This window comes from Streptacidiphilus jeojiensis (genome assembly GCF_042510965.1).
GTDB classification, from domain to species: Bacteria; Actinomycetota; Actinomycetes; order Streptomycetales; family Streptomycetaceae; genus Streptacidiphilus; species Streptacidiphilus jeojiensis.
In genome coordinates, this window is the sequence record NZ_JBEUKS010000004.1 from 445,803 (window position 1) to 472,375 (window position 26,573).

Sequence of the window (26,573 nt, forward strand, 5' to 3'; positions counted from 1 at the left end):
GATCATCGGCCGACAGCCGGATCACGGTGGGTGCGGGCGTTCGCTGTTCTTCGGTGGACGGGGGCCGCCACCGGAACATGCCCCTTGCAGAACGAACTAGATGCACTTTCTATCAGGATTGATCCAGAGTTGCTGCTGGGATCGGATGGTGCTGGGGATTCGTTACGACAATGACGTCAAGGCCAGGTCAGGTCGGCGGCCGGTCGGCGGCCGGTCGGCGGAGGGGTCGGACCCGCAGAGACCCGCTTCAGCGTCCGCCTGGCTTACCGGGCAGTAAGATGTCATGAACGGGACGGGAGCTGTCCGGCTCCGCGCCTCCTGGTGTTCGCCCCGGGTCGGAAGTCTGCACAACGGGTCGCAGCGACCCACTCCCTGAGGGACCGTCAGAAGGAGACCCCGGGCCATGAACGCCGCGCGCCGCTCCACCTTCTCCGCCGCAGCAGTCACCCTCGCCTGCGCCGCCGCGCTGGGCCTCGGCCTCGCCGCCCCGGCGGCCGCCGCTCCGGCCCGCGCCGCGAGCGCCGCCGTGAGCACGAGCACGAGCACCGCCGCCGCGAGCACGGTCAGCTACGCGACCTGGCTCGCCGACGCCACCGCGGCGACCGCCCCGGCCCAGGCCTACCTGCAGCAGCGCGTCGCGGCGGTCTCCTCGACCAAGGGCCTGGCGATCGTGCTGGACATCGACAACACCTCGCTGGCCTCGTACTTCTCCTCCGGCTACCCGGTCCCAGCCACCCCGCCGGTGCTCGCGCTGGCGCAGTACGCCACCGCGCACGGGGTCAAGGTCTTCTTCGTCACCGGCCGCCCCGACCTGATCGACGCGGCCACCGAGTACAACCTGACGTCGGTCGGCTACACCGTCGACGGCCTCTACAGCCGCAATGTGCTGCAGCTGCTGGAGTCGCTGCAGACCTTCAAGACCGCGGCCCGCAAGCAGATCGAGGCGAACGGGTACGACATCGTCGCCAACGTCGGCAACAGCGCCTCCGACCTGGCCGGCGGCTACGCCGACGCCACCTTCAAGCTGCCCGACTACGACGGACTGCTGGACTGAGCGGGAGCGGACCCGCGGCCCGCGACCCCGGCTCAGGAGTGAACCGGGGCCGCGGGCCGCGGGCCTGCGGGGTGCGGGTTCCGGTCAGGCGTGGCCGCCCTTCCGGCGGCGGGTGAGGACCAGCGCTCCGGCGCCCAGGGCGACGGCCGCCGCACCGGCGCCGACCAGCGCTCCGGTGTCGCTGCCACCGCCGGTCGCGGCGAGGGAGCCGCCGTCGGGGCCGCTGCTGCTGCCGGTGGTCGCCGACGACGGGGAGGCCGAGGCCGAGGCGGAGGCCGAGGTGCTGGGGGAGCCGCCGGACCGGCTGGTGCCGTTGAAGACGATGGGCGCGGTGTAGCCGCTGGTGCTGTTGTCCCAGGGGAAAGTGACCGGCCCGCCGATGTAGTCGCTCATGAAATTCGTCAGCCTGGCGCTGCCTCGGGCGTTGGAGAGCGTTGCGTCCAGACGGACCCTGAAGGTGTAGAGGACCTGGTAGCCGGGGCCCTGTGCGTAGTTGGAGTTGCACTCGTAGGGGCCGTGGCCTGCGGTCGCACCCTTCGGGGCCAGTTCGCAGCCGTCGGGCACCTTGGTGACGGTGGTGCCGGCCGGGAAGGCGACCTTGAGGGCGTCCACGGCCTCGCCGCCGCTGCGGTCGTAGATCAGGGCCGGACCGTTGTTGCGCATGCCCACGGTCACCGCCACGGTCTGCCCCTTGGCGCCGCGGGCGCTGCCGCCGACCGCGCTGAAGTGGGCGTGGTTGTCCGCGTAGACGTCGAGTTCGGTGTAGCTGTCCTCGGGGTTGATGTCGGCGGTGTTGGCGTGGAGCGAGGAGGTGGTGACCGCCTCGGCGGTCAGCGCCGGGCCCGTTCCGCTGGTGTAGCCCGAACCGCCGGCCACCGCGGCGTCGGCCTGGGCGCCCGGGGGCAGCACCGAGGCGGTCAGCAGGGTGTACCAGGCCTCGCTGGTGACGCCCACCTGTACCGGGTCGGCCAGCCGCAGCGACTGGCCCGGGGCGAGCGGGGTGTTGATGGTGCAGACGGCCCGGACGCTGACCAGGTCGCCGGTGGGCTTGCCGTACTTGCAGTTGCTGTAGTGCTGCTTGAAGTCGAGGCCGGCCATGGTCTCCAGGGTCAGCACCGTCGACGGGGAGGTCTCGTTGCCGGTGTTGGACCACTGGATCGGGGCGCTCAGGGTCGAGCCGACCTTGGCGTGGTGGACCGCGCTCAGCTGCTGGATCGTCAGGTCGGCGCCGGAGCCGACGGTGACGGTCTGCGGGACCTCGTAGGAGTCCACGCCGGGGGCGGTGGCCTTGAGGTCCAGGGTGCCCTGGGCGCCGTCGGCGGCCTTGGGGTCGGCCTTCAGCCCGATGGCGAGCTCGGTCGGGGGCTGGCCGCTGCCGAGATCGTCGACATGGCTGATCTTGCAGGTGCCCACCGTGGCGGTGTGGGTGCAGGTGGCGGGCCAGACCACGTCGGCCACCCCGGCGAGACCGCTGACGTCCACGGTGAGGGTGGCCGAGGGGATGTGCCCCTGCTGGTCGTGGGCGACCTCCACATGGAGGGTCTTGGTGCCCGCGGTGCCGTTCACCGCCTTGGGCAGGGTGAGGTTGGACTCGCTGATGTTGATGTGCAGCGAGTCCGCGGCGAACGCGGTGCCGGCCCCGGCGAGCAGCGCCGTGCCGGTGACAGCGAGCGCGGCGGCGGTGCTGAGGGCGCGGCGGGTGCGTATGGATCCCACGGGAGTCCTTCGGTCGCTGGGGTCAGTCGGTGCACACTAGCCCCTTCCTGTGCGACCGCAATGTGCGGGCCGGGGAACGATCCGGACACAGAGCACCCCATGGACGCAAACCCCGCACCGGCTTTATCGAAGTGTTACGGCGGCAGCCTCCGGCGCGCTCCGGCGGCCGCGCTTGGCGAAGCGGAGGTAGAGGGACGGGACCACGAAGAGGGTGAGCAGGGTGGAGGTGATCAGGCCGCCGAGGATCACCACGGCCAGCGGGTACTCGATCTCGTGACCGGGCTGGTTGCCCAGTACCACCAGCGGGACCAGGGCCAGACCTGTGGCCAGTGAGGTCATCAGGATCGGGGCGAGCCGTTCGCCGGCGCCGCGGACCACCAGGGCCGGGCCGAAGGCCACGCCCTCCTGTTCCTCCAGGTGCTGGCAGTGGTTGACCAGCAGGATGCCGTTGCGCGCGGCGATGCCGAAGACCGTGAAGAAGCCGACCAGCGCCCCGATGGTGACCACCCCGCCGCCGATCCAGATCGCGATCACCCCGCCGACCAGCGACATCGGCAGGGTGAGGAACACGAACACCGCCAACCGCCATGAACCGAAGGCGAGTTGGAGCAGGATCAGGATCGCCGCGGCGGCGATCAGAGCCGTGGTGAGCAGGCTGTTCTGGGCGCTCTGCCGCTCCTTGTACTCCCCGAGCAGCGCGTAGTGCGAGCCCTGCGGCACGCTGAGGCCCACCAGGTTGTGCTGGATGTCCTGGACCACGTCCGACAGGTCGCGGCCCTGGACGTTGGTGCCGACGTCGATGTAGCGGGAGTTGTCCTCACGGGTGATCAGGTACGGGTCCGGCCCTATGGTCACCTTCGCCAGGTCGCCCAGCCGGACGCTGCCGCCCGACGGGGTGTCCAGCCGCATGTCGCTGATGGCGGTGGGGTTGGACCGGGCCGAGGGCACGCTCCACACGTACACCCCGTACACCTGGTTGCCCTTGAAGACGTTGCCCATCTCCTGTCCGGCGACCATGGCGGCCGCCTGGCGGCGGATGTCGCCCGGTTTCAGGCCGTACTTGGCGGCCGCGGCCAGGTTCACCTCCACCTGGATCTGCGGAGTGTCGACCGACAGGTCGACATGCGGGTCCACCACGCCGGGGACCGACTGGATCCGGCCCAGCACGGCGTCGGCGGTGCTGCGCATGGAGGCCAGGTCCTGGCCGTAGATCCGGATGGTGACGGCCTCCTTGGAGCCGGACAGCACCTCCTCGATGCGCTCGTTGAGGTAGGTCTCGACATCGCGGTAGAGGCCGGGGTAGCTGTCGACGACGGCGCGCACCGCGGCGACGGTGCGGTTGTAGTCGACCTTCGGCGAGATGCTGATCCACACCTCGGCCGCGTTGATGCCGACGACCTCCTCGCCCTGCTTGGCCCGGCCGATGTGGGCGCCGAAGTCGGTGACCCCGGGGATGGCGCTGAGCTCGTTGCTGAGCTTGGTGGTGGTGCGGACCACCTCGGCGTCGGAGGTGCCGGGGATGGCGTCCCAGTGGATCAGCAGGTCGCGCTGCTGGAAGGTGGGGAACAGCGACTGCCCGAGCTGCGGGGCGACCAGCGCCCCGGCCAGCACGACCAGGCCGAAGACCGCGTAGGCGGCTCGCGGCCGGGCCACGATCCGCCCCAGCAGCGCCCCGTACCAGCGGCGCAGCACCCGGACCAGCGGGGACTGGAAGCGCTTCAGCTTCGCCTTGCGCAGCAGGATCAGGGTCAGCGCCGGGGTGACCGTCAGCGCCACGGCCATCGAGGCGGCGATGGCCAGGGTGTAGGAGACGGCGAGCGGCCGGAAGAAGGCCGCGGTCAGCCCGTGCAGCAGGAACACCGGGACCGACGCGCAGACGATGATCAGGGTGGCGTAGACGATGGGACTGCGGACCTCCAGCGAGGCCCCCAGGATGATCCGCGCGGTGGAGGCGGACTCGTCCGCCCGTCTGGCCTCGCGCAGCCGGCGCAGGATGTTCTCGACGTCGATGATCGCGTCGTCGACCACCGCGCCCAGCGCGATGATCAGCCCGGCCAGCACCATGGTGTTGACGGTCGCGCCGAAGGCCCGCAGCACCAGCAGGGTGGCGGCCAGCGACAGCGGGATGGTGATCAGGCTGATCAGCGCGACCCGCCACTCGAACAGGAACAGCACGATGATGACCACGACCAGCAGGAAGCCGAGCAGCAGGGCGTCGGTGAGGTTGTGCACCGAGTCCGTGATGAAGTCCGCCGGCCGGAAGATGTGGGTGTCGAACTGGACCCCGGGCAGTCCGGGCTGGAGCTGGGCGATGACCTGGTCGACGTCCTTGGTCACCTGCAGGGTGTTGCCCCAGGGGAGCTTCTCCACGACCAGCAGCAGGCCGGGCTTCCCGTTGATGACCGCGTCGCCGATGATCGGCGTGTAGTCCTGGACCACCTGTCCGACACTGCCCAGCGGAATGTTCTTCCCCTGCGCCGCCGGGTCCTCCAGCGGGACCTTGGCCAGGTCGGCCGGGGTCTGGATGGAGAGCTGGTGGCCGACCTGGTAGCGGGAGTTCGGGGTCTCCACGCTGCCGCCGGCGCCGACCACCGACCCGGTGGAGAACTGCAGCGCACCGGAGTCCAGGGCGTCGGAGGTGGTCCGTTCGACGTCGTCCAGGGTGGTGTGACTGGCCGCCAGTTTCGCCGGGTCCACCTGCACCTGGAAGGTGGGCTGGCGCTCGTTCCAGATCGACACGTCGGCCACGCCGTCCACCCGCAGCAGCCGCGCCTTCACGTTCCAGTAGGCGAGTTGGGACAGCTGCATGGTGCTCAGCGTGCTGGAGGTCATCCCGATCTGGAGCACCCGGCCGGTCGCCGAGACCGGCGGCAGCATCACCGGCGGGCTGGCCCACTTGGGCAGCGTGGGGCGGACCGTGGACAGCCGTTCCTGGACCAGCTGGCGGGCGTGCAGCAGGTCGGTGCCCGGCTTGAAGATCAGCACGATGGAGGAGAGCTGCGGCACCGAGGTGGAGCGCAGCGTGTCCAGCCCGGCCATGCCGTTCATGGACAGCTCGATCGGGACGGTGACCAGGTTCTCGACGTCGGAGGTGGACAGGCCCAGGCTCTCGGTCTGGATCTGCACCTGCGGGGGTGCGAACTCCGGGAAGACGTCCAGCGGGGTGTGCGGGATGGTGGCGATGCCGACGGCCATCAGGGCGACCGCGGCGGCGACCACCAGGAAGCGGAAGCGCAGGCTCCAGGAGACGATGGCCTGCATCGCGGTGCGGCGCGGCCGGCGCGGTCCTCGCGGCGCCGGCACGGAGGGCGGACGGGCGGCCGGACGGGCGGATGTGCCGGTCGGGGAGAAGGGCGTGGAGCCGGACGGGTCCATGGTCACTCCTCTCCCACGCCGTACTCGGCGCCCAGCAGTTCGGCCGCGGCCACGTCCACCACCGGGGTGCCGGGCGGCGGCCCGGAGCTCAGCAGCACCTGGCCGTTCACGGTGCGGTCGACCACGACGGCCACCCGCAGGTAGGTGCGCGGCGCCGGGACGGTGTAGGTCCAGGGGCGGCCCTCGGGGTCGTAGATCAGGGCGGTCTCCGGGATCTGCAGCAGCCCGCCCGAGCCGGCCGGGCGGAGCACCGGCGTGGTGGCGATGGCGAGCCGGCCGACCGCCTCGGGGGTGAGCACCACCCGGTGCAGCGAACTGCCCGGGATCGGCACCAGGGTGGCGGGCTGGACGTCGTGCGCCGCCTCCGCCTTGGGGCCGCAGGCGGCCAGCAGGGCGCCGCCGAGGACGGCCAGGACCGCCGTGGCGATGGTGCGCCGACGCCTCATCAGCGCACCTCCCCGGCGGCGGCGGCGTCTCCGGAGACGGGGTGTCCGGTGCCGGGGTTTCCGGGGCCGGGATCCGCTGCGGCGAGCTCGTCCGGGGCGCGGTCGCCGCCGGGCAGCCACAGCTGCAGGGCCGGCAGCAGCACCAGGGTCACCAGCGTGGTGCTGACCAGCCCGCCGAGCACGACCAGGGCGAACGGCCGGGCCAGCTCCATCCCGGGGATGTCGCCGCGCACCACGAACGGCGCCACCAGCAGGGCCAGCGCCACAGCGGTGGTCAGCACGGCCGGAGCCGTCCGCCCGGCGGCGCGCCGTACGTCCGCGTCGTCCCGGAAGGCGTGGAACAGCGTCAGTCCGCCGTGGACGGCGATGCCGAGCAGCGGCAGGAAGCCGACCAGCGCCCCGGTGGTGATCCGGGAGCCGTTGACCAGTGCCGTCAGCACCCCGCCGGAGAGCGCCAGCGGGAGGACCAGCAGCAGTACCGCCGCCCGGCTCCAGCTCCGCAGCGCCGCCTGGAACAGCAGCAGCGCCCCGGCAACGCAGGCCAGTACGCACAGCACCAGGGTGAGCTGCCCGCTCTGGGTCTGCTGCAGACCGCTGCTGACCTCGGCGTGGTAGCCGAGCGGCAGTTCCACCGCCTGCACGGCCGAGCGGACCCGGCTCAGCGTGGTGCCCAGGTCCTGCCCGTGCACGGTGGCGACCACGTCGACGTAGCGGGAGGCCTGGTCGTGGTCGATCTCGGTGGGCGCGGGCTGGATCGACACCGTGGCGATGTCCTTCAGCGCGACCAGGCCCCCGCTGGGGGTGTCCAGCATCAGGTTCTGCAGGTCGGAGAGGTTGTCCCGGACCGCGGGGGTGCTCCACACGGCCACGTCGAAGATCTGCTGCTGCTGGTAGTAGCTGCCGACCGGGATGCCGGCCACCAGGACGGCGGTGGCGCGGCGCACGTCGCCGGGCTTGAGGCCGTACTTGGCGGCCTTGGTGACGTCCGTGGCGATCTCGATCGAGGGTTCGGTGGGGACCTGCCGGATCGTCGGGTCGGTGATGCCGGGCTGCGCGGCGACGGCCTGCCGCAGCCGTTCCGCCTGCGCGGCCATGACCTTGGTGTCGGTGCCGTAGAGCCGGACCCGCACCGCGTCATCGCCGTCGGTCACCTCCGCGGTGGCGTCCTGGAGCGCCAGCTGGGGGTAGGTCAGCACGGTGTGGTGGACGGACTGCTGGTCGAGCGCCTTGCGGACGGCGGCCGTGGTGCGGCCGTAGTCGGCGCCCGGCGCCAGGGTGACCCAGGTCTGCGCCGAGTCGACATTGACGATCTGATCGCCCATCAGGGACTGGCCGATGTCGCTGGCCACGTCCTGGACGCCGGGGACGGCCCGCAGGCTGTCGCCGGCCGCGGTGGTGGTCTTCTCCATCGCGGGCAGCGAGGTGCCCGGGGTTGCCTGCCACTGCACCAGCAGGTCGCGGTCCTGGGCCTGCGGCAGCAGCCCCTGGGAGGTGTGCGCCAGCTGCGGGATGATCGCCAGCGCGGCCAGCGCCAGCACCACGGCCAGGGAGCAGGCGACCACCGGGCGCAGCCCGTTGTCCAGCAGCCGGTGGTAGCCGCGCTCGATCCAGTGCGCCCGCGGCGACGGCTGGAGCGTCTGCTCCGGGCCCGGGGCGGGCTCGGTCCGCCGGCGCCGCCCGGGCCGGAGCAGCAGCTGGGCCAGGGCCGGGGTGACGGTCAGCGCCACGGCACTGGCCGCCAGCAGGGCGAGCACATAGGCGGCGACCATGGGACGCGCCATCGAGCCGCCGAGGCCGGGGATCAGCAGCAGCGGCACCGCGGTGACCAGCAGCACGGCCAGGGCGAAGCCGAGCGGCCGACGGGCGTCGACCAGGGCCTCGGTCAGCAGCTCGGAGAGCGGCGGACCGGGGTCGGGGTGCGGGCCGGGGTCCGGATCGGGTGTCCCCGGATCGGGTGTCCCCAGATCGGGTGTCGGCGGCGCGCCCTGACCGTTGGTCGACGGGAGGTCGGCTGCTGACGGGAGGTCACCGCCGTGCGGCAGGGCGGTGGCCCCGGCCGGCGCCAGCGGATCGGGAGTGCCGGACCCCAGGCCTCCGGCGGCGCTGGCGGCGCCGTTGACTCCGGCCGCGGCGGCCGCGGCGGTGCGGTCGCCGTCGGCGCGCGCCGCGAACCCGCGGACGGCGCCGCGCAGCGCCAGCACCCCCGAGACGGCGTCGTCGACGATGATGCCGAGCGCCGCCAGCATCCCCAGCAGCGTCATCTCGTTGAAGGTCGCCCCGAGCAGGTAGAGCACGTACGCGGCCGCCACCAGCGGCAGTGCCACCGCCACCAGCCCGACCAGCGCGACCCGCCAGGACCGCCAGCACACGCCCAGCCACAGCGTCAGCAGGACCAGTCCGGCCAGCGCCGACCAGCCGAGGTCGTGCAGCGCGGACTCCACGAAGTTGGCCGGCCGGAACACCGAGGTGTCGATGGTGACCCCGGTCAGCCCCGGCTTGAGCTCCGCCATCGCCTGCTCGACGCCCTTGGTCACCGCCAGGGTGTTGGCCCCCGGCAGCTTCTCCACCACCAGCAGGAACCCGGAGCCGCTGGAGAGCACGGCGTCGCCGCGCAGCGCCGGGTGGTCCTCGACCACGGTGGTGACGTCGCCCAGCTTCACCGGCGTCTTGCCGGTGGTGTCCTCGACCGGTACCTGGGCCAGGTCCTGCGGCCGGGTGATGGGCAGGATGTGCTGGACCGACAGGCGCTGGTTGGGGGTGTCGATGAAGCCGTCCGCGCCCGGCGAGGAGGCCTCCACGAAGGTCAGCGGCGAGGTCCACATGGCGTCGCCGGTGGTGTTGATCACCTGGGACAGGGTGACCCCGGCGGCGTGCAGCTTCGCCGGGTCGACCAGGACCTGCAGCTGCTGGTCGCGCTGGCCCCAGATGGTCACGTTGGCGACCCCGGGGACGGCGAGCAGCCGGGGTCGGATCCGCCAGCGGGCCAGCGTCGACAGGTCGATCAGCGAGGTGGACTTGGACGACAGCCCGATCATCATGGTGCGGCTCTGCGCGGACTGCGGCTGGATCATCACCGGGGGAGTGCCCACGTTGACCACCGCGGGCCCCTGCGCGACCCGCTCGGTCACCAGCTGCCTGGCCTTGTAGATGTCGGTGCCGGGCTTGAAGGTCAGCTCGATCGACGAGAGCCCCGGCACCGACTGCGAGCGCAGTCGGTCCAGATAGGCCAGGCCGTTGAACTCGTCCTCCAGCGGGACGGTGATCAGCTGCTCGACCTCGTTGGTGGACAGCCCCAGGGCCTCGGTCTGCACCTGTACCTGCGGCGGCAGGAACTCGGGCAGGGTGTCCACGGCTGCGTGGCGCAGCGATCCCACCCCCACCACCAGGACCACGATCGCCGCCGCCACCACTGCTGCGGCCAGCCTGATGCTCGAACTCACGATCCAACGCATGCCGATCCCCCCGAACCGTTGTCCTGGGAGGGTCCCCCGATGAGGAACGTCCTACACCCGATATTCACTGAACGTGTACAGGTCGTCACCTGAGCATCATGAACGCTGATATGTGAATCATCCGGATGTGACACGAGTTGTTCCGGTGTCGCCTGAGGACTGTCGGCCCTCGTTATGAGAGTTAACTTGCACAAGCTGGCGAGAGCTGCCTATGCTCATGCAAGTCAGCTCTCGTGAACGCGACGACAAGGACCCGGCATCATGACCTCCCCCCTCTCCACCAGCGGCGCCAGCACCACCCGGACCGTCGACCTGGCCGGCGGCCTCTCGCTGACCGTCGCCGAGTACGGCACCAACACCGACGGCAGCGCCGTACTGCTGCTGCACGGCGGCGCGGGACCGCGCACCATGGCCGGCCTGGCCACCGCGCTGTCCGAGCACGTCTACGCGATCGCCCCGACCCACCCCGGCTTCGACGGCACCGACCGCCCCGACGGCTTCGACACCGTCGCCGACATCGCGGTGGCCTACCTGGACCTGCTGGACGCGCTCGACCTCACCGGCGTGATGGTGATCGGCAACTCGGTCGGCGGCTGGATCGCCGCCGAGATGGCGCTGCGCGACACCCGCGGCCGGATCGGCGCACTGACCCTGATCAACGCGGTGGGCATCCACGCCCACCTGAAGCAGAACCAGGTCCTCGACACCCGGGTGATGGCCCCGACCGAGATGACCCAGCTGTCCTTCCACAACCCGGCCTTCCGGCCGGACTTCTCCACCTTCAGCGACCAGCAGCGCGCCGTGGCCGCCGCCAACCAGCGGGCTCTGGCCACCTACGCCGGCGAGGCCTTCACCCACGACCCCAAGCTGCGCGGCCGGCTGCACCGGGTCACCGTGCCGGTGCTGGTCGTCTGGGGCGAGCAGGACGGGATCGCGCCGCTCGGCTACGGCCGCGGCTTCGCCGACTCCTTCCCCGACGGCCACTTCGCCCCGATAGCCGAGGCCGGCCACTTCCCGCAGGTCGAGCAGCTGGGCCGGACCCTGGGGGCCATCGGCGACTTCGTGGACACCGTCGTCAAGCCGGGCGGGGACGCCGACGCGGACGCGGACGCCAACGCCGGCTCCGTCGGCTGAGCATCATGATCGGCTTCCTGGTGAGAGTATGCTCTCATGACAGTAGGGGCCTTGCGTCGTACGAAGGGTGGATCGATGACATCGCAGAGCACCATGGGACGCGCCAACCAGAAGCTGCGCACCCGTACCGCGATCGTCCAGGCCGCGGCCGAACTCAGCCGTACCGGCCGGGAGGTGACGATGCCCGAGGTCGCCAAGGCGGCCCTGGTGTCCGAGGCCACGGCCTACCGCTACTTCCCCGACCTGGCCAGCCTGCTGCAGGAGGCCATCGCCGGGCAGCTGCCCAGCGCGGAGGAGGCGCTCCAGCCGGTGGCCGGCTCCGTGGACCCGGTGGAACGCGTCGCCGCAGCGACCGAGTTCCTGCTGCGGCACGTGCTGACCCGGCAGGGCGTGGTCCGCGCCATGATCGCGGCCACGGTGATCCGGCCGGGTGGTGCCGCCGCCCGTCCCGGCCTGCGCTTCGGCCTGATCGACCATGCGCTGGCGCCGCTGGACGGCACCCTGGGCGTCGCGGATCCGGCGGCGCTGACCCAGCTCAAGCAGGATCTCGCCGTGGTGGTCAGTGCCGAGGCCCTGTTCGTCCTGACCGATCTGCAGGGGCTGGACCCCGAGGCCGCGATCAGCAGCCTGGTGCACACCGCCACGACGCTGACCCGGGCCGCACTCCCGGACCGCCGCCGGCCCGGCGGCGGGTGAGCCCCGCATTACCGGCCGGAAAGACGCAGCCTTTCCAGCTTCTCCGCATCGGCGGTACCGGCTTCGGCCGTGTACGTAATGATGCGCAGATCCGAACCGGAGACCATCAGCACCTCCAGGTCGACCGTGATGTCCCCGAGCCGGGGATGCTCAATGGTCTTCCGGTCCCCGCCGATGGCGCCGACCGTGCCGCTGGACCACAGTTCGGCAAAGCGCGGACTGGTTCTCGTCAATCGCTCGACGAGTGCGGCCAGGCGTCGGTCGGCGGGATAGGCGGCGGCGGTCGAACGCAGATCGGCGACCAGTGCGGCCTCCTCGGCCGCGTCACCCGCCGAGGACCGCACCGGCCACTCGGCGATGGACTCCGGACGGTGCGGTCCGGCCCCGGTCGGACCGACCGACCGGAACATCCCGGCGACGAGATTGCGCTGGTCCCAGCCGTAGCTGTCCGGGTCGCCGATCAGCGCCGTCCACATCCGGTTCCAGGCGACCAGGGTCCAGTCGGCGGCGTAGACCGCGAGCGGGGTGTCCTCCAGCCGGAGCATCAACTGCCGGACCCGCACCGGCACCTGCATCGGCACATCGCCGTCCGAGGGCGGCAGCAGACTGGCGCAGCGGAACAGGTGGTCGCGTTCGGCGGGGGGCAGCTGCAGCGCTCTGGCCAGCGCGGTCACCACCTGGGCGGAGGGATTGCGGGCCCGGCCCTGCTCCAGCCGGACCACGTAGTCGACCGAGACCCCGGACAGCCGGGCCAGTTCCTCACGTCGCAGCCCCTGGACCCGCCGGCCGTCGCCGTCCGGCGGGGACAGTCGTTCACGCCAGCCGCGCAGCGCGATACCGAAATGATTCGTCGTCGCCATCAATCGCATCGTAACCAGGCCGGAGGTGGGGTGGTACTGCTGTTCCCACCCTCTTACCTTGCGGTAACGGCGTGTTCAGGAGAAGCATCCAACACGTCCGTTTTCTCATTTCCGGATGCCCGGGAAAACAGGTTCCCGGGAAAGCGAAACGAAAGGGACCTCCCCATGAGCATGGCCTACCTGGCAGAGCCCGATCAGCAGCAGAAACTCGAATGGCTCGACGGCGGGATCTTCTCGGTGCTCCTGGACAGCGCCGCCACCGACGGGCAGTTGACGGTCGGACGGTTCACCGTCAACAAGGGCGAGGCCCCGCCGTACCACATGCACACGCGCGAGGACGAGGTCTTCATGCTCATCAAGGGCGAAGCGCTGGTGTGGTCCGACGACCAGGAGATGGAGCTGTCCGAGGGCGGCATCGTCTACCTGCCCAAGAACGTCCCACACGGCTACCGGATCACCTCGGACGCCGCCGACCTGCTGATGATCTGCACCCCCGGCGGGATCGAGGGGATGTTCCGCCATGCCGGACGCGATCTGGCCACACCCCGCCCCGAGGGCTTCCAGATCTCCAGGGACCGCATGGCCGAAGCCGCCGACATGTACGGCCAGATCATCCTCGGCCCGCCGCGCTGACCCCGGTCCCGCCCGCACCGAACCCCGAGCTCCGCTGAGCTCCCCCGAACTCCCCTTGCCCGAAAGGCACCTCCTCATGACCCGGCAGCAACGCCAGACCCTGGACGAACTCCTGCGGCACGGCCCGCTCGACATCGGCGGCGACGTCGTCGAACAGCGCGCCGTCTTCCACGAGATGATCGCGTCGATCCCGCTGCCCGCCGACGTCTCGCTCACCCCGGACCAGCTCGGCGGGGTGCCGGTCCTCACCGTGGAGACCCCCGGCAGCGATCCGTCGACCGTGCTGCTCTACTTCCACGGCGGCGCCTACGCCATCGGCTCGGCGGCGGACGGGGCCGGCCTGGCCGCCGACGTGGCCCGGCGGGTCGGCGCCCGGGCCGTCAGCGTGGAGTACCGACTGGCCCCCGAGCACCCCTTCCCCGCCGCGGTCGACGACGCCGTCGCCGCGTACCGGGCGCTGCTGGACCAGGGCGTCCCCAGCGACAGGATCGCCTTCGTCGGCGAGTCCGCCGGCGGCGGCCTGGTGGTCGCCGCGCTGGTCGCGGCGAAGGACGCGGGACTGCCGCAGCCGGCCTCGGCCGCGGTCTTCTCGCCCTGGACCGACCTCACCCTGTCCGGCGGCAGCCTGGTCGGCAAGGCGGCTGTCGACCCGTCACTGACCGCGGCCGGCCTGCGCACCCGGGCCGGTGACTACCTGGGCGCCACGGACCCCGCCGTGCCGACCGCCAGCCCGCTGTTCGCGGACCTGACCGGGCTGCCGCCGCTGCTGGTCCAGGTCGGTTCGCACGAGATCCTGCTCGACGACGCGACCCGGCTGGCGGCCCGCGCCGCCGAGCACGACGTCCGGGTCGACCTCCAGGTCTGGCCGCAGGTGCCGCACGTGTTCCAGTCCTTCGCGGCGATGCTGGACGAGGCCGACGCCGCCCTCGACGCCGCGGCGGCCTTCGTCCGGGCGCAGTGGGCCGCTGCCGCTGCCGAACAGGCCACCGCCGAGCAGGCCGAGCAGGGCTCCGAGCTGCAGTCGCAGGGGGCGCCGTCCTGACCCGGACCCCTACCTGTGAATGCGCATAGGTTCCTTGCCTGAGCGTGCAGATTCCGTGCAGACTCTGCGAAGGATTGGCCAGGTCGCCCGAGCGGAGCCAATGCGGATGAGCCGGAGCTTCAGGTGCGCCAGGTGGCGGGGACAGTGCAGACGCGGCCGCACGGGGGCGGCCGCCACGGGTCCCGTCGTGCCCATGCCGCAGCGGACGACTTCACCGAGGGCGTTCCGCGGCTGGTCGTGCTGATACCCGCGCACAACGAGCAGGACCGGATAGCCGACGCCATCCGCGGCATGCAGCAGCAGACCCGGCCGCCGGACCTGATCGTGGTCGTCGCCGACAACTGCACCGACGCGACCGCCGAGATCTCCTGGGAGTGCGGCGCCGACGTCTTCGCGTCGGTCGAGAACACCCACAAGAAGGCCGGGGCGCTCAACCAGGCCATCGCCTGGGTCCTGCCGCACCTGGCCGACCGCGACCTGATCCTGGTCCAGGACGCCGACACGGTGCTGAACCCGTGGTTCGTCGAGACCGCGATGGCGACCTTCAACCGCAAGGTCGGAGCGGTCGGCGGGGTGTTCTACGGCGAGCCCGGCGGCGGGCTGCTCGGGCTGCTCCAGCGGATGGAGTTCCAGCGCTACGCCTGGGAGATCGAGCGCAACGGCGGCAAGGCCTCGGTGCTCACCGGCACCGGCACCATGTTCCGCGCCCGGGTGCTCCGCGAGGTCCGGGCCGCACGCCGGTCCGGACGGATCGGCGGCGGCACCGAGTGCTACAGCCTCGCCTCGCTCACCGAGGACGACGAGATCACCAAGGCCGTCAAGACCCTCGGCTACCGCACCATGTCACCGTCCCGCTGCTCGGTGACCACCGAGGTGATGACCAGCCTGCCCAAGCTGTGGCACCAGCGGATGCGCTGGCAGCGCGGAGCCCTGGAGAACCTCCGTGACTACGGCTGGACCAGGGTGACCGCGCGCTACTTCCTGCAGCAGATCATGATGGGCTTCGGCGCGCTGAGCTTCCTGGTCTACCTGGCCTTCATGACGCTGACCCTCACCGTGTACGGCTGGCCCGGACTGTCACCGGTGTGGACCGCGATCGGTTCGGTCTTCGTGGTCGAGAAGGTCGTCTCGGTGCGCCGGGCCGGACCCGCCGCCGTCCTGGTCGCCCTGCTGATGGTGCCGGAGATGCTCTACGACCTCTTCCAGCACGCCGTCTACTTCGCCTCGTTGTGGGGTCTGGCCCGGCGCAGCGAGGAACGCTGGGTCGCCACCTGATCCCCGGGCCCGCTCCTCCGAGCGGCCCGGCCGGCCCCCTCCGGGGCGCAGCAGTCCCTGTCCGACAGCCCTGTCCGACAGTCCCCGACGATCAACCGAGGAGACGATCGATGTACGGAAGAGTGATAGGTGCCGGCACCACGGGTACGGCGGGGGCCACCCTGGCCGCCACCGGTGTCTGGATCAACAACATGGCGGTGCTGGTGGCGGCCACCACCCTGATCGCCGCCGGCCTGGCGCTGTACAAGCTGATGCCGCGCCGCCGCTAGCCGGTGGCACCGGTCCCCGGCGCGGTTCAGCGGTCCCGCAGCCACTTGGCGAGGCGGCCCGCTGCCGCGTCGGTGACCCGTCCCAACTGCTGGGCGGTGCGCACGAGTTCCTCCTGGAGCTCGGCACGCCCCGAGACGGCGGTGGTCACCGCGGGCGGCGCCGGCGCGGGTGCCTCCGGGAGCGGCAGGCCACTGAGGACGGGCACGCTCCGGTACCCGATCGGGCCCTCGTTGACCCGCTGGTAGATGCCGACGAAGCCGGAGCCGTCCGGCAGCAGCGCTATCGAGCCGCCGTTGGTCCGCTGGTCGCGCCAGCTGACGCGCTCCAGGGGCACCCCGCCGTGGTCCACCAGCAACCGCAGTTCGCCGGAGTCGTGCCAGCCGCCGCCCCAGCCCTCCTGGGTGCTGAAGCGGTGCACCGGGGCGCCGGAGGTCCCGTGGGGATGGGCCCAGCGCTCGGCGAGACGGCCGCGGAACTCGGCGACGGTGCCGTCCGCGGCCCGGTGGTGGCCGAGGAAGTCGGTCATCGCGGACTGGAAGACGGCCGCCCCCTCGGCGCCGTCGACGCTCCGCCAGGAGACCTGCGACGGCAGGGCGTGCTCGCCGCGGTCGACGTGCAGGTGCAACGGCGGGGCCGGCACCCAGTTCTCCGCACCGACCGGCCGTCGTTCGGTGCGGAAGGCGAAGACCGCCCGCTCGGCGGCCTTGGCGCCCATCGCCCGCTCGGAGCGGTCCCGTTCGTAGACCGAGTCGACGGTGATCCGGTACAGCCAGAGCATGGTGGCCGACTTGGGCGAGCTGCGCACCGCCACGGTGTTGGTGCCGGGGTGCAGCTGCTCGCCGGGCACGGCGTAGGCGAGCGTCTGCGGCAGGTCGCCGCCGCCGGGGACGGTCAGCGCCTCGACCAGGGGCTCGCCGTTGACCACCAGGTCCATCGGCGCGAACCCGGGGGACGGCCCGAGCTTGGACGTCAGCACCGTCACCTTGAGCGTCGCCTCGATGATCTGTTCGCCGGACGCCACCTCGAAGTCCAGCTCGGCACTCCCGCCCGCCCCGAGCTTGAGGTGGTCCCCGCCGAAACTGCTGCCGTCGTTGCGCACCACTCCGTTGCCGAGCAGCGGCGGGGACACCGAGAAGTCGGCGAACGTGGGCTCCATACGGGACTCCTGACAGTCGGTCGGTCCGGTGATGCTACTGCCGTCCACTGACACCGGCCGGGTGCGGGTGGACCCTCGCCTGCGTCGCCGTGGAGGGCGGATTGACGGGTGATGAATACTTCGGCGGGTTGACGTGTGGAGGGCGGCCGCACGCCCGGGGGCGTGCGGTTTTCGCAGGCCGCGAGCCCCCGGCGGGGCCGAGCGGGTGGCTGCGGACGGCCGAATGGGCGGTGGCACAAGGGAGAACCGTTACGACCCGAACTGTTGGTCGTTCGGGGGTTAGGGCTCCCTTGTCACGCTTATGGGGGAATTAGGCTGTCAGGGTTGGATATTTGTCGACTCACTGGGTCAGTCTTGCGGAGCGACGTCGCAGTCAGGGAGGGCCCCATCTGGCCATGGGCCGTCCCACATGCACTCCGGCTTCCACTACTTGGAGGATTTCATGTCCCGTATCCGTATCGCCCTCGCCGCCGCCCCGGTCGCCATCGCGCTGCTCCTCGCCGGCGCCGGCGCCGCCTCGGCCGACGACGGTTCCTTCGCGAGCGACCACTCCAACAGCAGCATCGTGTCGAACACCGGCAGCGGCAACCTCAGTGGATGGGTGGACGGCAACTCCAACTGGACCCAGCAGACCGCGACCGGGTCGGGCGCCTCCAACGCCAACAACACCCTCGGGGTGAAGGACAACTCGGGCGCGGTGTACAGCAGCCAGTCCAACAGCAATGTGCGCATCTTCTTCTAGGTTGTTCTAGCAGTCAGCCCCGGGGCCGGTCCCACGCCCCGGGGCCGACTGCTGTCTTGACGCATGCACGGTCTTGACTCGCGTACAGTAGCTGACGCACAGTCAGATTCGTGACCGACACCTTCCAGGCCTACACCGGACGCCCCGCCGCCGTGGGCGGCCGGGCGCTGGATCCCGTCAACGCCCCCATGATCCGCCACTGGTGCGAGGCCATGGGCGACGCCAACGCCGCCTACACCGGACCGGGCGCGGTCGCCCCGCCCGCGATGCTCCAGTCCTGGACCATGGGCGGGCTCGGCAACGGGACGGGCCCCGGCAACGGGGCTACCGGTCGCAGCGCGGCCTACGACGAACTCCTCGGGACGCTGGACGCCGCCGGCTTCACCTCGGTCGTCGCCACCGACTGCGAGCAGGAGTACCTGCGGTCGCTGCGTCCGGGACAGCGGGTGCTCTACGACTCCGAGATCGAGTCCGTCTCCGCGGAGAAGACCACCGCCCTCGGCGTCGGACGCTTCGTCACCACCCGGACCGACCTCCGGGCCTACGACGAGGCCGCCGGGGAGAAGCCGGAGGAGGCCGTGCCGGTGGCCACCCACCGGTTCCGGATCCTGAAGTTCCGCCCCGCGGCGCGGGAGGTGAACGAGGCGGCGGCCGGTGAACGCGCGCTGCGCCCCCGTCCTGTCGTCAACCGCGACAACGCGGGCTTCTGGGCCGGGGTCGCCGAGGGCGAACTGCGCTTCCAGCGCTGCGCCGACTGCGGCACCGCACGCTTCCCCTGGCTGCCGGGGTGCAACGCCTGCGGCTCGGACGCCTGGACGGCGGAGCCGGCGGGCGGCGCGGGCACGGTCTACTCGTACGTGGTGGTGCACCATCCGGTCCCGGCCGCCTTCCGGGGCAGCAGTCCGTACGCCGTGGCCCTGGTCGAGCTCGACGAGGGCGTGCGCATGGTGAGCAACGTCCTCGGCCTGCCGGCCGCCGAGGTCCGGATCGGGCTCCCGGTCCGGCTGGACTTCGAGCGCTGCGACGAGGAGCTGACCCTGCCGGTCTTCCGTCCCGCCGGTCCGGACGAGCTCCCGCCGCTGCGCATACCGGTGACCCGCACCCTCATCGTCGCCGGAGCCATCGCCTCCCGGGACTACCAGGACGTGCACCACGACGTGGAACTCGCCCACGCCAAGGGGGCTCCGGACATCTTCATGAACATCCTCACCAGCAACGGCCTGGTCGGTCGCTACGTCACCGACTGGGCCGGGCCGCGGGCCCGGCTCACCGGGATCTCGGTACGGCTGGGGGTCCCCGCCCACCCGGGCGACGAACTCACCTTCACCGGACGGGTGACCGGGCGGGACGGCCCCCGCATCACCGTCGCCGTCACCGGCCGCACCCGGCGCGGCGCGCACGCCTCCGCGACCGTGCGCCTCACCATGGACGACCAGCCCACCGAGGAGCAGTCGTGAGCCTGCACCGAGCGGACACCCTGGGCGGCCGGGCCGCCGTCGCCGGCATCGGTGCGACCGAGTTCTCCAAGGACTCCGGACGCAGCGAGCTGAAGCTCGCGGTCGAGGCCGTGCACGCGGCTCTCGACGACGCCGGACTCCGTCCACAGGATGTGGACGGACTCGTCACCTTCACCATGGACACCAACCCGGAGATCACCGTCGCCCAGGCGGCCGGCATCGGCGAGCTGAGCTTCTTCTCGCGGATCCACTACGGCGGCGGTGCCGCCTGCGCCACCGTCCAGCAGGCCGCCCTCGCGGTCGCCACCGGCATCGCCGAGGTGGTGGTCTGCTACCGCGCCTTCAACGAGCGGTCCCAGCACCGCTTCGGCACCGGCCTGACGTCCCGTCAGGCCTCGGCCGAGGGCGTGGCGATGGGCTGGACCATGCCCTACGGGCTGCTCACCCCCGCTTCCTGGGTGGCCCTGCACGCCCAGCGCTACCTGCACAGCTACGGGCTGACCCCGGACGCCTTCGCCCCGGTCGCGGTCGCCGACCGCTTCCACGCCGCGACCAACCCGGCCGCCTACTTCTACCGGCGCCCGATCACCCTGGCGGACCACGCCGCCTCCCGCTGGATCGTCGAGCCGCTGCGGCTGCTCGACTGCTGCCAGGAGACCGACGGCGGCCAGGCCCTGGTGGTCACCACCCCGGAACGCGCCCGCGACCTCCGGCACACCCCCGTCGTGATCGCCGCCGCCGCCCAGGGCGCGGGCCGCAACCAGGAGGCGATGACCAGCTTCTACCGGGACGGCCTCACCGGCCTGCCGGAGATGGGCGTGGTCGCCCGCCAGCTCTGGCGCACCAGCGGGCTGACCCCGGCCGACATCGACACCGCCGTGCTCTACGACCACTTCACCCCGTTCGTGCTGATGCAGCTGGAGGAGTTCGGCTTCTGCGGCCCGGGCGAGGGAGCCGACTTCGCGGCCGGCGGCAGACTGCAGCTGGGCTGGGACGGTGCCGGGGGCCTTCCGGTGAACACCCACGGCGGCCAGCTGGGCGAGGCCTACCTGCACGGCATGAACGGCATCGCGGAGGCGGTCCGGCAACTGCGCGGCACCGCCGTCAACCAGGTCCCGGGCGCGCAGCGGGTCCTGGTGACCGCCGGCACCGGAGTGCCCACCTCGGGCCTGGTGCTGGGACGGGACTGAGGCCCGGGTCGCGAATGCGGTTGACCATCTTCCTCCGCGCCTCGGAGGATGGTCGTCCATGAGCAGTGACAGCGGCTACACCTGGCGTCCCATCACCGTCGACGACACGGACACCTTCCTGCGGTTGCGCCACGCCCTCGCCGAGGCGGACGACACCGGTGACCACCTCGGCCGCGACCAGGTCACGGAGACGTTCGCGTCCTCGTACATCGACTTCCCGCGCGGCTCCGTCGGGGTCTTCACCGAGGGCGGGGAGGTCGAGGGCGGGGAGATGGTGGCGTACTGCTATCTCCAGGCGCGGACGGCGGCCGATCCGGTGCACGAGTTCCGGATGAGCGGTGGGGTGCACCCCGGGCACCGGGGGCGCGGGCTCGGGACGCGGCTGCTGGAGTGGGCGGCGGACGCCGTGGTGCCGCTGCACCTGGAGCGCTTCCCGCAGGCGCCGCTGAGCCTCAACATCGGGACGCTGGTCGGGCACACCGCCATGGAGCAGCTGTTCGCGGACCAGGGCTACCAGCAGCGCCGTTGGTTCAACACCATGCGGATCGACCTGGGCCGGGAACTGCCCGGGGCGCCGCTCCCGGAAGGGGTGACCGTGCGGACCTTCGCGCCCGAGTGCTCCGAGGACGCCAGAACGGTCCGCAACGAGGCCTTCCGCGACCACTGGGGTTCGACCGAGACCAGCCCGGAGATCTGGCAGCAGGTCACCGGCGGTTCCGCGTTCCGGCCGGATCTCACGGTCGTCGCCTACCAGGACGGGGAGCCGCTCGCGCTGGTGCTCACCGAGGAGTTCGACGAGTACCGGGCCGCCACCGGCAAGCGGGACCTCTACATCGGGCTGGTCGGCACCCGCCGCAGCGCCCGCGGGCGGGGGCTGGCCTCGGCGCTGCTCACACAGGTGCTGGCGCGGGCCAGGGCGGAGGGCTTCGACACCGCCTCGCTCGGCGTCGACGCCGACTCGCCCACCGGGGCCCTGGGCCTGTACCAGCGCCTCGGGTTCCGCGCCGAGCAGGTCTGGGTCGTCCAGAGCAAGCCGATCGGCGTCGGCGCGCCCGTGGTCTGACGCGGCGTCCGCCGGCGGCCGGTCCGCGCTTTCCCGGGACCATGGATGGCGGACGAACGGACCGGTTCCCGGCACCACCCCTTCGACAGCGAATCATTGCAGGCAGTCTGCCGGGAGAAGGCCTCGCCGTGCCCCGGACTGCCGGGTTCCTACCGCCGCACTGCCGACGAATTGCCTGGTCCGGGCGGGTGCGCCAGGCGGAGGATGGCAAGTCGGAGAAAGGGGTGGAAGGTGGCATCGAAGCCGACCAACCTGTGGATCACCGGGCGCTATGCCGTCGGTGAGCCGGAGGTACGCCTGATCTGCACACCGCAGGCGGGCGCGGGCGCCGGGGCGTTCTCGAACTGGCGCAGACATCTGCCGGAGGGGGTGGAGCTGGCCCCGGTGGAACTGCCGGGCCGCGGCACCCGGGAGAAGGAACCACTGCCGGCGGACGTGGAGGAGCTCGCCGACGCGCTCTTCGAGGGCCTGCGGGCCGAACTCACCATGCCGTACCTGCTGTTCGGGCACAGTCTCGGCGGCCTGCTGGCCTACGAGGTGGCCCGGCGGATCGAGGCCCGGAGGCTGCCGGCGCCGCTCGCCGTGCTGATCTCCGGGGCGAGGGCACCCCAGGTGCCCTCGCTGCGGACCATGTCCGACGTGGACGACGACCGGCTGCTGGGGTGGATCGCCGACAACGGCGGCCTGCCGAGGGAACTGCTCAGCTACCCGAGCTTCGTGGCGGAGATCCTCCGCGCTATCAGGACCGACCTGCGCTACGCCGAGCAGTACCTGCTGCCGGACCCGCCCGCGCTGTCCAGTCCGCTGCACGTCTTCGGCGGACTGGACGACGAGATCACACCCCCTGAGCAACTTCCGCGCTGGGAACGGGTCGCGGGCGGGGAGTTCAGCGTGACCATGCTCCCCGGCGGCCACGCCTTCCCGCACACCGACCCCGCCGCGCTGCTCGGATTCGTCCGGGAACTGCTGCGGGTGCCGGCGCTGGGGCTCGGCGCCCGGGTCGGAACGGGGGTGGGCTGAGCGCGAGGAGCGGAGCGGTCATCGAGAACTGCACCACGTGCATTGCCTGCACTACCTGCAAGTACCTGACGGCAGGACCGAACGGATGACGGAGGAACAGGAGGGAGCACAGTGTTCAGCGTCGAGACGACGACCAGCGGTGGTATGCACGAGATCGTCCGGATCCACGAGCTGGCCGAGGACGGAGTGGGAGAGGCGGCCGGACAGAGCGAGTCCGTGCTGGCCGAGGTGAGGACCGCGGTCCGCGGTCATCTGGACCTGCTGGGGCACGAGTCCGGCCCGGCGGTCACCGAGGTGGTGGTGTCCGACGTGGGCACCCGCGTCCTCAGCTCGCGTACCGGGCGGCCCTGAACGGGGCCCGATACGTTCCCGGCGGGTACCGTCAGCGACGGGAAGGTGACGGTACCCGTTCGGGAACAGCCTCCGGGAATGTAGGCCATGTCGAAAGAAACGGCCTCACAAACCCAGGAGCATCCCATGAAGCGCACGATGGTCAGCCTCGCCGGTGTCGTAGTCGCCGTCCTCGCCCTCGGGCTGGGTGCGGGTGCCGCCGAGGTCACCGCGCACGGCACCGCCGGTCAGCACGGCACGCCGGCCCACGTGCGGCTCGCCGACGGCAAGAGCCCGACGGGCACCAGCACCACGGCCGCCAGCGACACCACGGTCACCCCGGCAGTTGCCGGGTGACCTGCGACGCCGGGCGGCGGCGACGGTCCGTCGGCACGCCCAGCAGCGCGAACAGCTCTTCGGCGGCGGTGTGGTGCACATCGGCGGCGACGGAGTCGCCGAGCGCGACCGCGGTCGCTGCCAGCCCCGCCAGCGCGTACGCCTCCTCGATCCGGAAGCTGATCGCAGCGGCGACCTTGTAGGCCTGACCGTGCAGCCGCTGCGCCTCCGCGTGACGGCCGAGACTGCGCAGCAGGCGACCCAGAACGTTCCCGACCTTGGCCCGCCGCAGCGGCGACAGACTCTGTTCGACCCGCTCCCGGGCCTGGTCCGCGAAGCCCTCGGCCTGTTCCAGATCCCCCGCCGAGTAGGCGACTTCCGCGGACAACGCCATGGTCAGCGCCATCTGCCCCGGTTCGCAGCGATCCACGGGGAGACCGCGAGCCTCGGCCAGACACCTGCCGGCACCGTCCAGGTCCCCCAGGCCCAGCAGGGCCAGGGCCAGATCGGTCTGCGCGATCAGCGCGTTCTCGTGCCGGTCCAGTCCGCGGACCAGAGCCACCGCACGTTGCGCCGCCTCCGCGGCCTCCCGGTACCGTCCCCACTGCTCGTAGAGGGTGCTGAGCGCCGTCAGTGTGTCCGCCTCCGCGCGGGGGCTGTCGAGCTCGCGCTCCAGCGCCACCGCCTGTTCGAGGTGGCCGAGGGCTTCGGAGAACTGCCCCAGCAGGCTCTTGTACAGCCCGAGGGTGCCCTGACTGTGCGCCTCGGTGTGCCGGTCGCCGACCCTGACCGCGAGTTCCAGGCTCTCCGAGGCCACCTCGATGCCCTCGTCGTAGCGTCCCAGCTGCCAGCAGGCGACGCCCAGGTTGGCCAGGCTGACGCTGAGCAGCCCGGCGTCGCCCAGGTGCCGCGCGGACTGCACGGCGATCCGGGTCAGCTCGGCGAACTCGTCCAGGTTGCCCTGCGCGTTGAGGTAGAAGGCGACGTTGCGGCTCAGACAGACCGCGTGCCGGTGGTACCCGTCGGTGACCGCCCGGTGCACCACGCTGGCCAGCGTGATGTGCTCCTTGGCGAACCAGGTCTGCGCGCCCTCGGGCTTGAGCAGCCCGGGCTGCCGCAGCGGCGGCAGCTCCAGGCCGGTGGGGCGGCGGCTGCGGCCGGGGTAGAGCACCTCGCAGGCGGCCTCACTGGCGGTCAGGTAGTACTCCAGCAGCCGTTCGGCGGCGGCGGCGCGGTCGGCGGCGGCCAGCTCGTCGCAGAGGCCGCGGGCGAAGCTGCGGACCAGGTCGTGGTAGGCGTACCGGCCCACCTCCGGCTGCTGCAGCAGATGCGCGTCGAGCAGCTGCTCCAGGTGGTCCTCGGTGTCCTGGACGGACTCCGCCAGCACCGCCGCCGCGGAGTGCGCGTCGAACTCCCGGCCCGGGTGCAGGGACAGACTGCGGAAGGCCCGCCGGCAGCTCTCCGGCAGGACCTGGTAGGACAGCCGCAGGGTCGTGGCCACCCCGCGTTCGCCGGAGTTGAGCTCGTCCAGCTTGCGGTTCTCGTCGCGCAGCCGCTCGACCAGGTACTGCAGGCTCCAGGCGCGGCGGTTGCGCAGCCGGGCGGTGGCGATGCGCAGGGCCAGCGGCAGGTAGCCGCAGAGGTGGGTCAACTCCCTGGCGGCGTCCGGCTCGGCCTCGACCCGCTCCGGGCCCAGCAGCTGGGCGACCAGCTGCAGGCTCTCCTCCGGCGCCAGCACGTCGATGGAGATCCACTCGGCGCCGTCCAGCTCCACCAGCCTGGCCCGGCTGGTGACCAGCACCAGGCAGCCGGGGGTGGTCGGCAGCAGCCTGCTGACCAGGGCGGCGTCGGCGGAGGCGTTGTCGAGCAGCAGCAGCACCCGGCGCCCGGCCAGGACGGACTGCCACAGCAGCTTCTGGCCCACCAGGTCGTCCGGGATCCGGTCCTGGTTGACGCCGAGGGTGCGCAGCAGCACCTCCAGCGCGGTGCTGATGTTGACCGGGCGTTCGTCCGGGGAGAAGCCGCGCAGGTCGAGGTAGAGCTGCCCGTCCGGGTAGTCGTCGGCGAGCAGGTAGGCGGCGCGCACGGCGAGCGAGGTCTTGCCGGTGCCGCCCATGCCGTCGATGGCGATGATGCGGGTGCGCTGCTCGTCCCGGCGCGCGGTGGCGAGCAGCTGGCCGAGCTCCTTGTCGCGGCCGACGAAGTCGGCGAGGTCGTAGGGGAGGGTGCGCGGTGCGGACGCAGCCTCGGTCTCGGTGCCCTGGTCGACCGGGATCGCCGGCCGGGTGACCGGGATCGGGGCGGGAACGGGCGCCCGCGGCGGCTCCGGCTCGGGCCGCCGCGGTGCGGGGACCTCGGCCGGCCGGGCGGGGCCGTCCAGTTCGGGGCTCTCGACCAGGATCTTCTCGTACAGCCGGGCCAGCTGCGGATCGGGGTCCACGCCGAGTTCCTCGGCCAGTTCCTCGCGCAGCCGCCCGTACTCGGTGAGCGCCTCGGCGCGCCGCCCGGAGCGGAACAGCGCCAGCATCAGCAGCCCACGCAGGGTCTCCTGCAGTGGATGCCGGCTGGTGTGCTCGCGCAGGTCGCCGACCAGCTCCGCGGACTTGCCGGAGGCCAGTTGGAGCTCGAAGTACTGCTCCACCACCTCCAGATGACGCTCCTCCATCACCCGGGCGACGGACTCGACGATGCCGCCCCCGCCGATCCCGGAGAGCGCGGGGCCGCGGCGCAGCGCGATCGCCGCCCCGAGCAGGACGGTGGCCTCCTCGGTGCGGCCCTGCTGGATCAGGGCCTTGGCCTCGCGGGCCTTGGCGTCGAACTGGGTCGCGTCCAGCGGGGTGTGTGCGGCGATGGCGTAGCCGGGGCCGTCGGTGATCAGTACGTCGCTGCCGCCGGGAATGCGGCGCCGCAGGTCGGCGATGGCCTTGCGGACCTGGTGCGAGGCGGTGGTGGGCGGGTTGTCCGGCCAGGCCGCGTCGACCAGTCGGGACACGGTGAGCAGCTTGCCCGGCTCCAGCAGCAGAACGGCGAGGATGCGTCGCGCGATCGGGCCGCCGAGCTCCAGTCTTCGCCCGTCCGACCAGGCCTCCAGCGGTCCGAGGATGTTGAACTGCAATCCAGTGGCCGCCGACAGGGCTGGCGAATCATCAGGACTTCTGCCGGATATGCCACTTGTGCTCATGTACGCCCCCGCCTACCTGCCAGACCCACCCCGGGAAGTTCAGCTGTCGCATCATAGGCGTTGTACCTGCCAAGCGGTACAGCCCACAGTCGGTACACAACTTGGTGCACAACCCGGTACACAACCGGGAACGCGAGCAGGAACG

The 26,573-nt window shown here is 71.8% G+C and carries 21 protein-coding genes; 14 read left to right on the forward strand and 7 right to left on the reverse strand.

Features of this window, described 5'->3' with window-relative positions; all coding sequences use genetic code 11:
• Positions 1-403: 403 nt before the first annotated feature.
• Positions 404-1,054, forward strand: coding sequence for an HAD family acid phosphatase (locus ABUW04_RS14305; protein ID WP_380564868.1), 651 nt, complete (start codon positions 404-406; stop codon positions 1,052-1,054).
• 84 nt (positions 1,055-1,138) lie between these two features.
• Here ABUW04_RS14305 and ABUW04_RS14310 read toward each other — a convergent pair whose 3' ends face one another.
• From ABUW04_RS14310 to ABUW04_RS14325, 4 genes are all read right to left on the reverse strand, one after another.
• Positions 1,139-2,770 carry an LPXTG cell wall anchor domain-containing protein gene (locus ABUW04_RS14310; protein WP_380564870.1) on the reverse strand — a complete coding sequence of 544 codons (1,632 nt, stop codon included), beginning with the start codon at positions 2,768-2,770 and terminating at the stop codon, positions 1,139-1,141.
• A gap of 123 nt (positions 2,771-2,893) precedes the next feature.
• The gene (locus ABUW04_RS14315) at positions 2,894-6,145 is read right to left on the reverse strand and encodes an efflux RND transporter permease subunit (RefSeq protein WP_380564872.1); all 3,252 of its coding nucleotides are present in this window, start codon (positions 6,143-6,145) and stop codon (positions 2,894-2,896) included.
• Positions 6,146-6,147: 2 nt separating this feature from the next.
• Positions 6,148-6,591, reverse strand: coding sequence for a hypothetical protein (locus ABUW04_RS14320; RefSeq protein WP_051725243.1), 444 nt, complete (start codon positions 6,589-6,591; stop codon positions 6,148-6,150).
• Complete coding sequence (locus ABUW04_RS14325; RefSeq protein ID WP_380564874.1) at positions 6,591-10,043, reverse strand: efflux RND transporter permease subunit; 3,453 nt, start codon at positions 10,041-10,043, stop codon at positions 6,591-6,593. The genes ABUW04_RS14320 and ABUW04_RS14325 overlap by 1 nt, the downstream gene beginning before the upstream one ends.
• A gap of 261 nt (positions 10,044-10,304) precedes the next feature.
• Here ABUW04_RS14325 and ABUW04_RS14330 point away from each other — a divergent pair, with 261 nt between their 5' ends.
• Positions 10,305-11,177, forward strand: a complete 873-nt coding sequence (locus tag ABUW04_RS14330; RefSeq protein ID WP_380564875.1) for an alpha/beta fold hydrolase — start codon at positions 10,305-10,307, stop codon at positions 11,175-11,177.
• A gap of 75 nt (positions 11,178-11,252) precedes the next feature.
• Positions 11,253-11,873 carry a TetR/AcrR family transcriptional regulator gene (locus ABUW04_RS14335; protein WP_037595101.1) on the forward strand — a complete coding sequence of 207 codons (621 nt, stop codon included), beginning with the start codon at positions 11,253-11,255 and terminating at the stop codon, positions 11,871-11,873.
• Between the two features lie 8 nt (positions 11,874-11,881).
• Here ABUW04_RS14335 and ABUW04_RS14340 read toward each other — a convergent pair whose 3' ends face one another.
• Positions 11,882-12,733, reverse strand: coding sequence for a helix-turn-helix transcriptional regulator (locus ABUW04_RS14340; RefSeq protein WP_380564877.1), 852 nt, complete (start codon positions 12,731-12,733; stop codon positions 11,882-11,884).
• A 165-nt stretch (positions 12,734-12,898) separates the two neighbouring features.
• On the opposite strand from ABUW04_RS14340, the gene ABUW04_RS14345 reads away from it, so the two are divergent.
• The 4 genes from ABUW04_RS14345 to ABUW04_RS14360 all read left to right on the forward strand — a co-directional run bounded on the left by ABUW04_RS14345 (position 12,899) and on the right by ABUW04_RS14360 (position 15,952).
• Positions 12,899-13,366: a cupin domain-containing protein gene (locus ABUW04_RS14345; RefSeq protein ID WP_030253619.1), complete on the forward strand. Its 468-nt coding sequence runs from the start codon at positions 12,899-12,901 to the stop codon at positions 13,364-13,366.
• Positions 13,367-13,442: 76 nt separating this feature from the next.
• Positions 13,443-14,408, forward strand: coding sequence for an alpha/beta hydrolase (locus ABUW04_RS14350; protein WP_380564879.1), 966 nt, complete (start codon positions 13,443-13,445; stop codon positions 14,406-14,408).
• A gap of 231 nt (positions 14,409-14,639) precedes the next feature.
• Positions 14,640-15,683 (forward strand): glycosyltransferase family 2 protein, encoded by a 1,044-nt coding sequence (locus ABUW04_RS14355; RefSeq protein ID WP_380565042.1) that lies wholly within the window; start codon positions 14,640-14,642, stop codon positions 15,681-15,683.
• Positions 15,684-15,793: 110 nt separating this feature from the next.
• A complete protein-coding gene (locus tag ABUW04_RS14360; RefSeq protein ID WP_198037434.1) occupies positions 15,794-15,952 on the forward strand; it encodes a hypothetical protein in 159 nt (52 codons plus the stop codon).
• 26 nt (positions 15,953-15,978) lie between these two features.
• Here ABUW04_RS14360 and ABUW04_RS14365 read toward each other — a convergent pair whose 3' ends face one another.
• On the reverse strand, positions 15,979-17,109 hold the full coding sequence (locus ABUW04_RS14365) for an alpha-1,2-mannosidase (protein ID WP_380564880.1): 1,131 nt from the start codon (positions 17,107-17,109) through the stop codon (positions 15,979-15,981).
• Between the two features lie 442 nt (positions 17,110-17,551).
• Between ABUW04_RS14365 and ABUW04_RS14370 the strand changes: the two genes are divergently transcribed.
• The 7 genes from ABUW04_RS14370 (at position 17,552) to ABUW04_RS14400 (ending at position 23,268) form a co-directional block, all read left to right on the forward strand.
• Positions 17,552-17,851 (forward strand): hypothetical protein, encoded by a 300-nt coding sequence (locus ABUW04_RS14370; RefSeq protein ID WP_030253625.1) that lies wholly within the window; start codon positions 17,552-17,554, stop codon positions 17,849-17,851.
• A 110-nt stretch (positions 17,852-17,961) separates the two neighbouring features.
• The gene (locus ABUW04_RS14375) at positions 17,962-19,308 is read left to right on the forward strand and encodes an OB-fold domain-containing protein (protein WP_380564882.1); all 1,347 of its coding nucleotides are present in this window, start codon (positions 17,962-17,964) and stop codon (positions 19,306-19,308) included.
• Positions 19,305-20,498 (forward strand): lipid-transfer protein, encoded by a 1,194-nt coding sequence (locus ABUW04_RS14380; protein WP_380564884.1) that lies wholly within the window; start codon positions 19,305-19,307, stop codon positions 20,496-20,498. The genes ABUW04_RS14375 and ABUW04_RS14380 overlap by 4 nt, the downstream gene beginning before the upstream one ends.
• Positions 20,499-20,556: 58 nt before the next feature.
• Positions 20,557-21,561: a GNAT family N-acetyltransferase gene (locus tag ABUW04_RS14385; RefSeq protein WP_380564886.1), complete on the forward strand. Its 1,005-nt coding sequence runs from the start codon at positions 20,557-20,559 to the stop codon at positions 21,559-21,561.
• 231 nt (positions 21,562-21,792) lie between these two features.
• On the forward strand, positions 21,793-22,581 hold the full coding sequence (locus ABUW04_RS14390; RefSeq protein WP_380564888.1) for a thioesterase II family protein: 789 nt from the start codon (positions 21,793-21,795) through the stop codon (positions 22,579-22,581).
• Between the two features lie 111 nt (positions 22,582-22,692).
• A complete protein-coding gene (locus ABUW04_RS14395; RefSeq protein ID WP_380564889.1) occupies positions 22,693-22,932 on the forward strand; it encodes a hypothetical protein in 240 nt (79 codons plus the stop codon).
• Between the two features lie 126 nt (positions 22,933-23,058).
• Positions 23,059-23,268, forward strand: a complete 210-nt coding sequence (locus ABUW04_RS14400) for a hypothetical protein (protein WP_030253635.1) — start codon at positions 23,059-23,061, stop codon at positions 23,266-23,268.
• Here the strand turns inward: ABUW04_RS14400 and ABUW04_RS14405 are convergent.
• Positions 23,246-26,362 (reverse strand): AfsR/SARP family transcriptional regulator, encoded by a 3,117-nt coding sequence (locus tag ABUW04_RS14405; protein ID WP_380564891.1) that lies wholly within the window; start codon positions 26,360-26,362, stop codon positions 23,246-23,248. The genes ABUW04_RS14400 and ABUW04_RS14405 overlap by 23 nt on opposite strands.
• Between the last annotated feature and the right edge of the window lie 211 nt (positions 26,363-26,573).

What these genes read in the sequence shown, in the direction of transcription:
- ABUW04_RS14305 (WP_380564868.1), top strand. Translation starts at nt 404, where the DNA reads ATGAACGCCGCGCGCCGCTCCACCTTCTCCGCCGCAGCAGTCACCCTC.
- ABUW04_RS14315 (WP_380564872.1), bottom strand. Translation starts at nt 6,145, where the DNA reads ATGGACCCGTCCGGCTCCACGCCCTTCTCCCCGACCGGCACATCCGCC.
- ABUW04_RS14320 (WP_051725243.1), bottom strand. Translation starts at nt 6,591, where the DNA reads ATGAGGCGTCGGCGCACCATCGCCACGGCGGTCCTGGCCGTCCTCGGC.
- ABUW04_RS14325 (WP_380564874.1), bottom strand. Translation starts at nt 10,043, where the DNA reads ATGCGTTGGATCGTGAGTTCGAGCATCAGGCTGGCCGCAGCAGTGGTG.
- ABUW04_RS14330 (WP_380564875.1), top strand. Translation starts at nt 10,305, where the DNA reads ATGACCTCCCCCCTCTCCACCAGCGGCGCCAGCACCACCCGGACCGTC.
- ABUW04_RS14335 (WP_037595101.1), top strand. Translation starts at nt 11,253, where the DNA reads ATGACATCGCAGAGCACCATGGGACGCGCCAACCAGAAGCTGCGCACC.
- ABUW04_RS14340 (WP_380564877.1), bottom strand. Translation starts at nt 12,733, where the DNA reads ATGGCGACGACGAATCATTTCGGTATCGCGCTGCGCGGCTGGCGTGAA.
- ABUW04_RS14345 (WP_030253619.1), top strand. Translation starts at nt 12,899, where the DNA reads ATGAGCATGGCCTACCTGGCAGAGCCCGATCAGCAGCAGAAACTCGAA.
- ABUW04_RS14350 (WP_380564879.1), top strand. Translation starts at nt 13,443, where the DNA reads ATGACCCGGCAGCAACGCCAGACCCTGGACGAACTCCTGCGGCACGGC.
- ABUW04_RS14360 (WP_198037434.1), top strand. Translation starts at nt 15,794, where the DNA reads ATGTACGGAAGAGTGATAGGTGCCGGCACCACGGGTACGGCGGGGGCC.
- ABUW04_RS14365 (WP_380564880.1), bottom strand. Translation starts at nt 17,109, where the DNA reads ATGGAGCCCACGTTCGCCGACTTCTCGGTGTCCCCGCCGCTGCTCGGC.
- ABUW04_RS14370 (WP_030253625.1), top strand. Translation starts at nt 17,552, where the DNA reads ATGTCCCGTATCCGTATCGCCCTCGCCGCCGCCCCGGTCGCCATCGCG.
- ABUW04_RS14385 (WP_380564886.1), top strand. Translation starts at nt 20,557, where the DNA reads ATGAGCAGTGACAGCGGCTACACCTGGCGTCCCATCACCGTCGACGAC.
- ABUW04_RS14400 (WP_030253635.1), top strand. Translation starts at nt 23,059, where the DNA reads ATGAAGCGCACGATGGTCAGCCTCGCCGGTGTCGTAGTCGCCGTCCTC.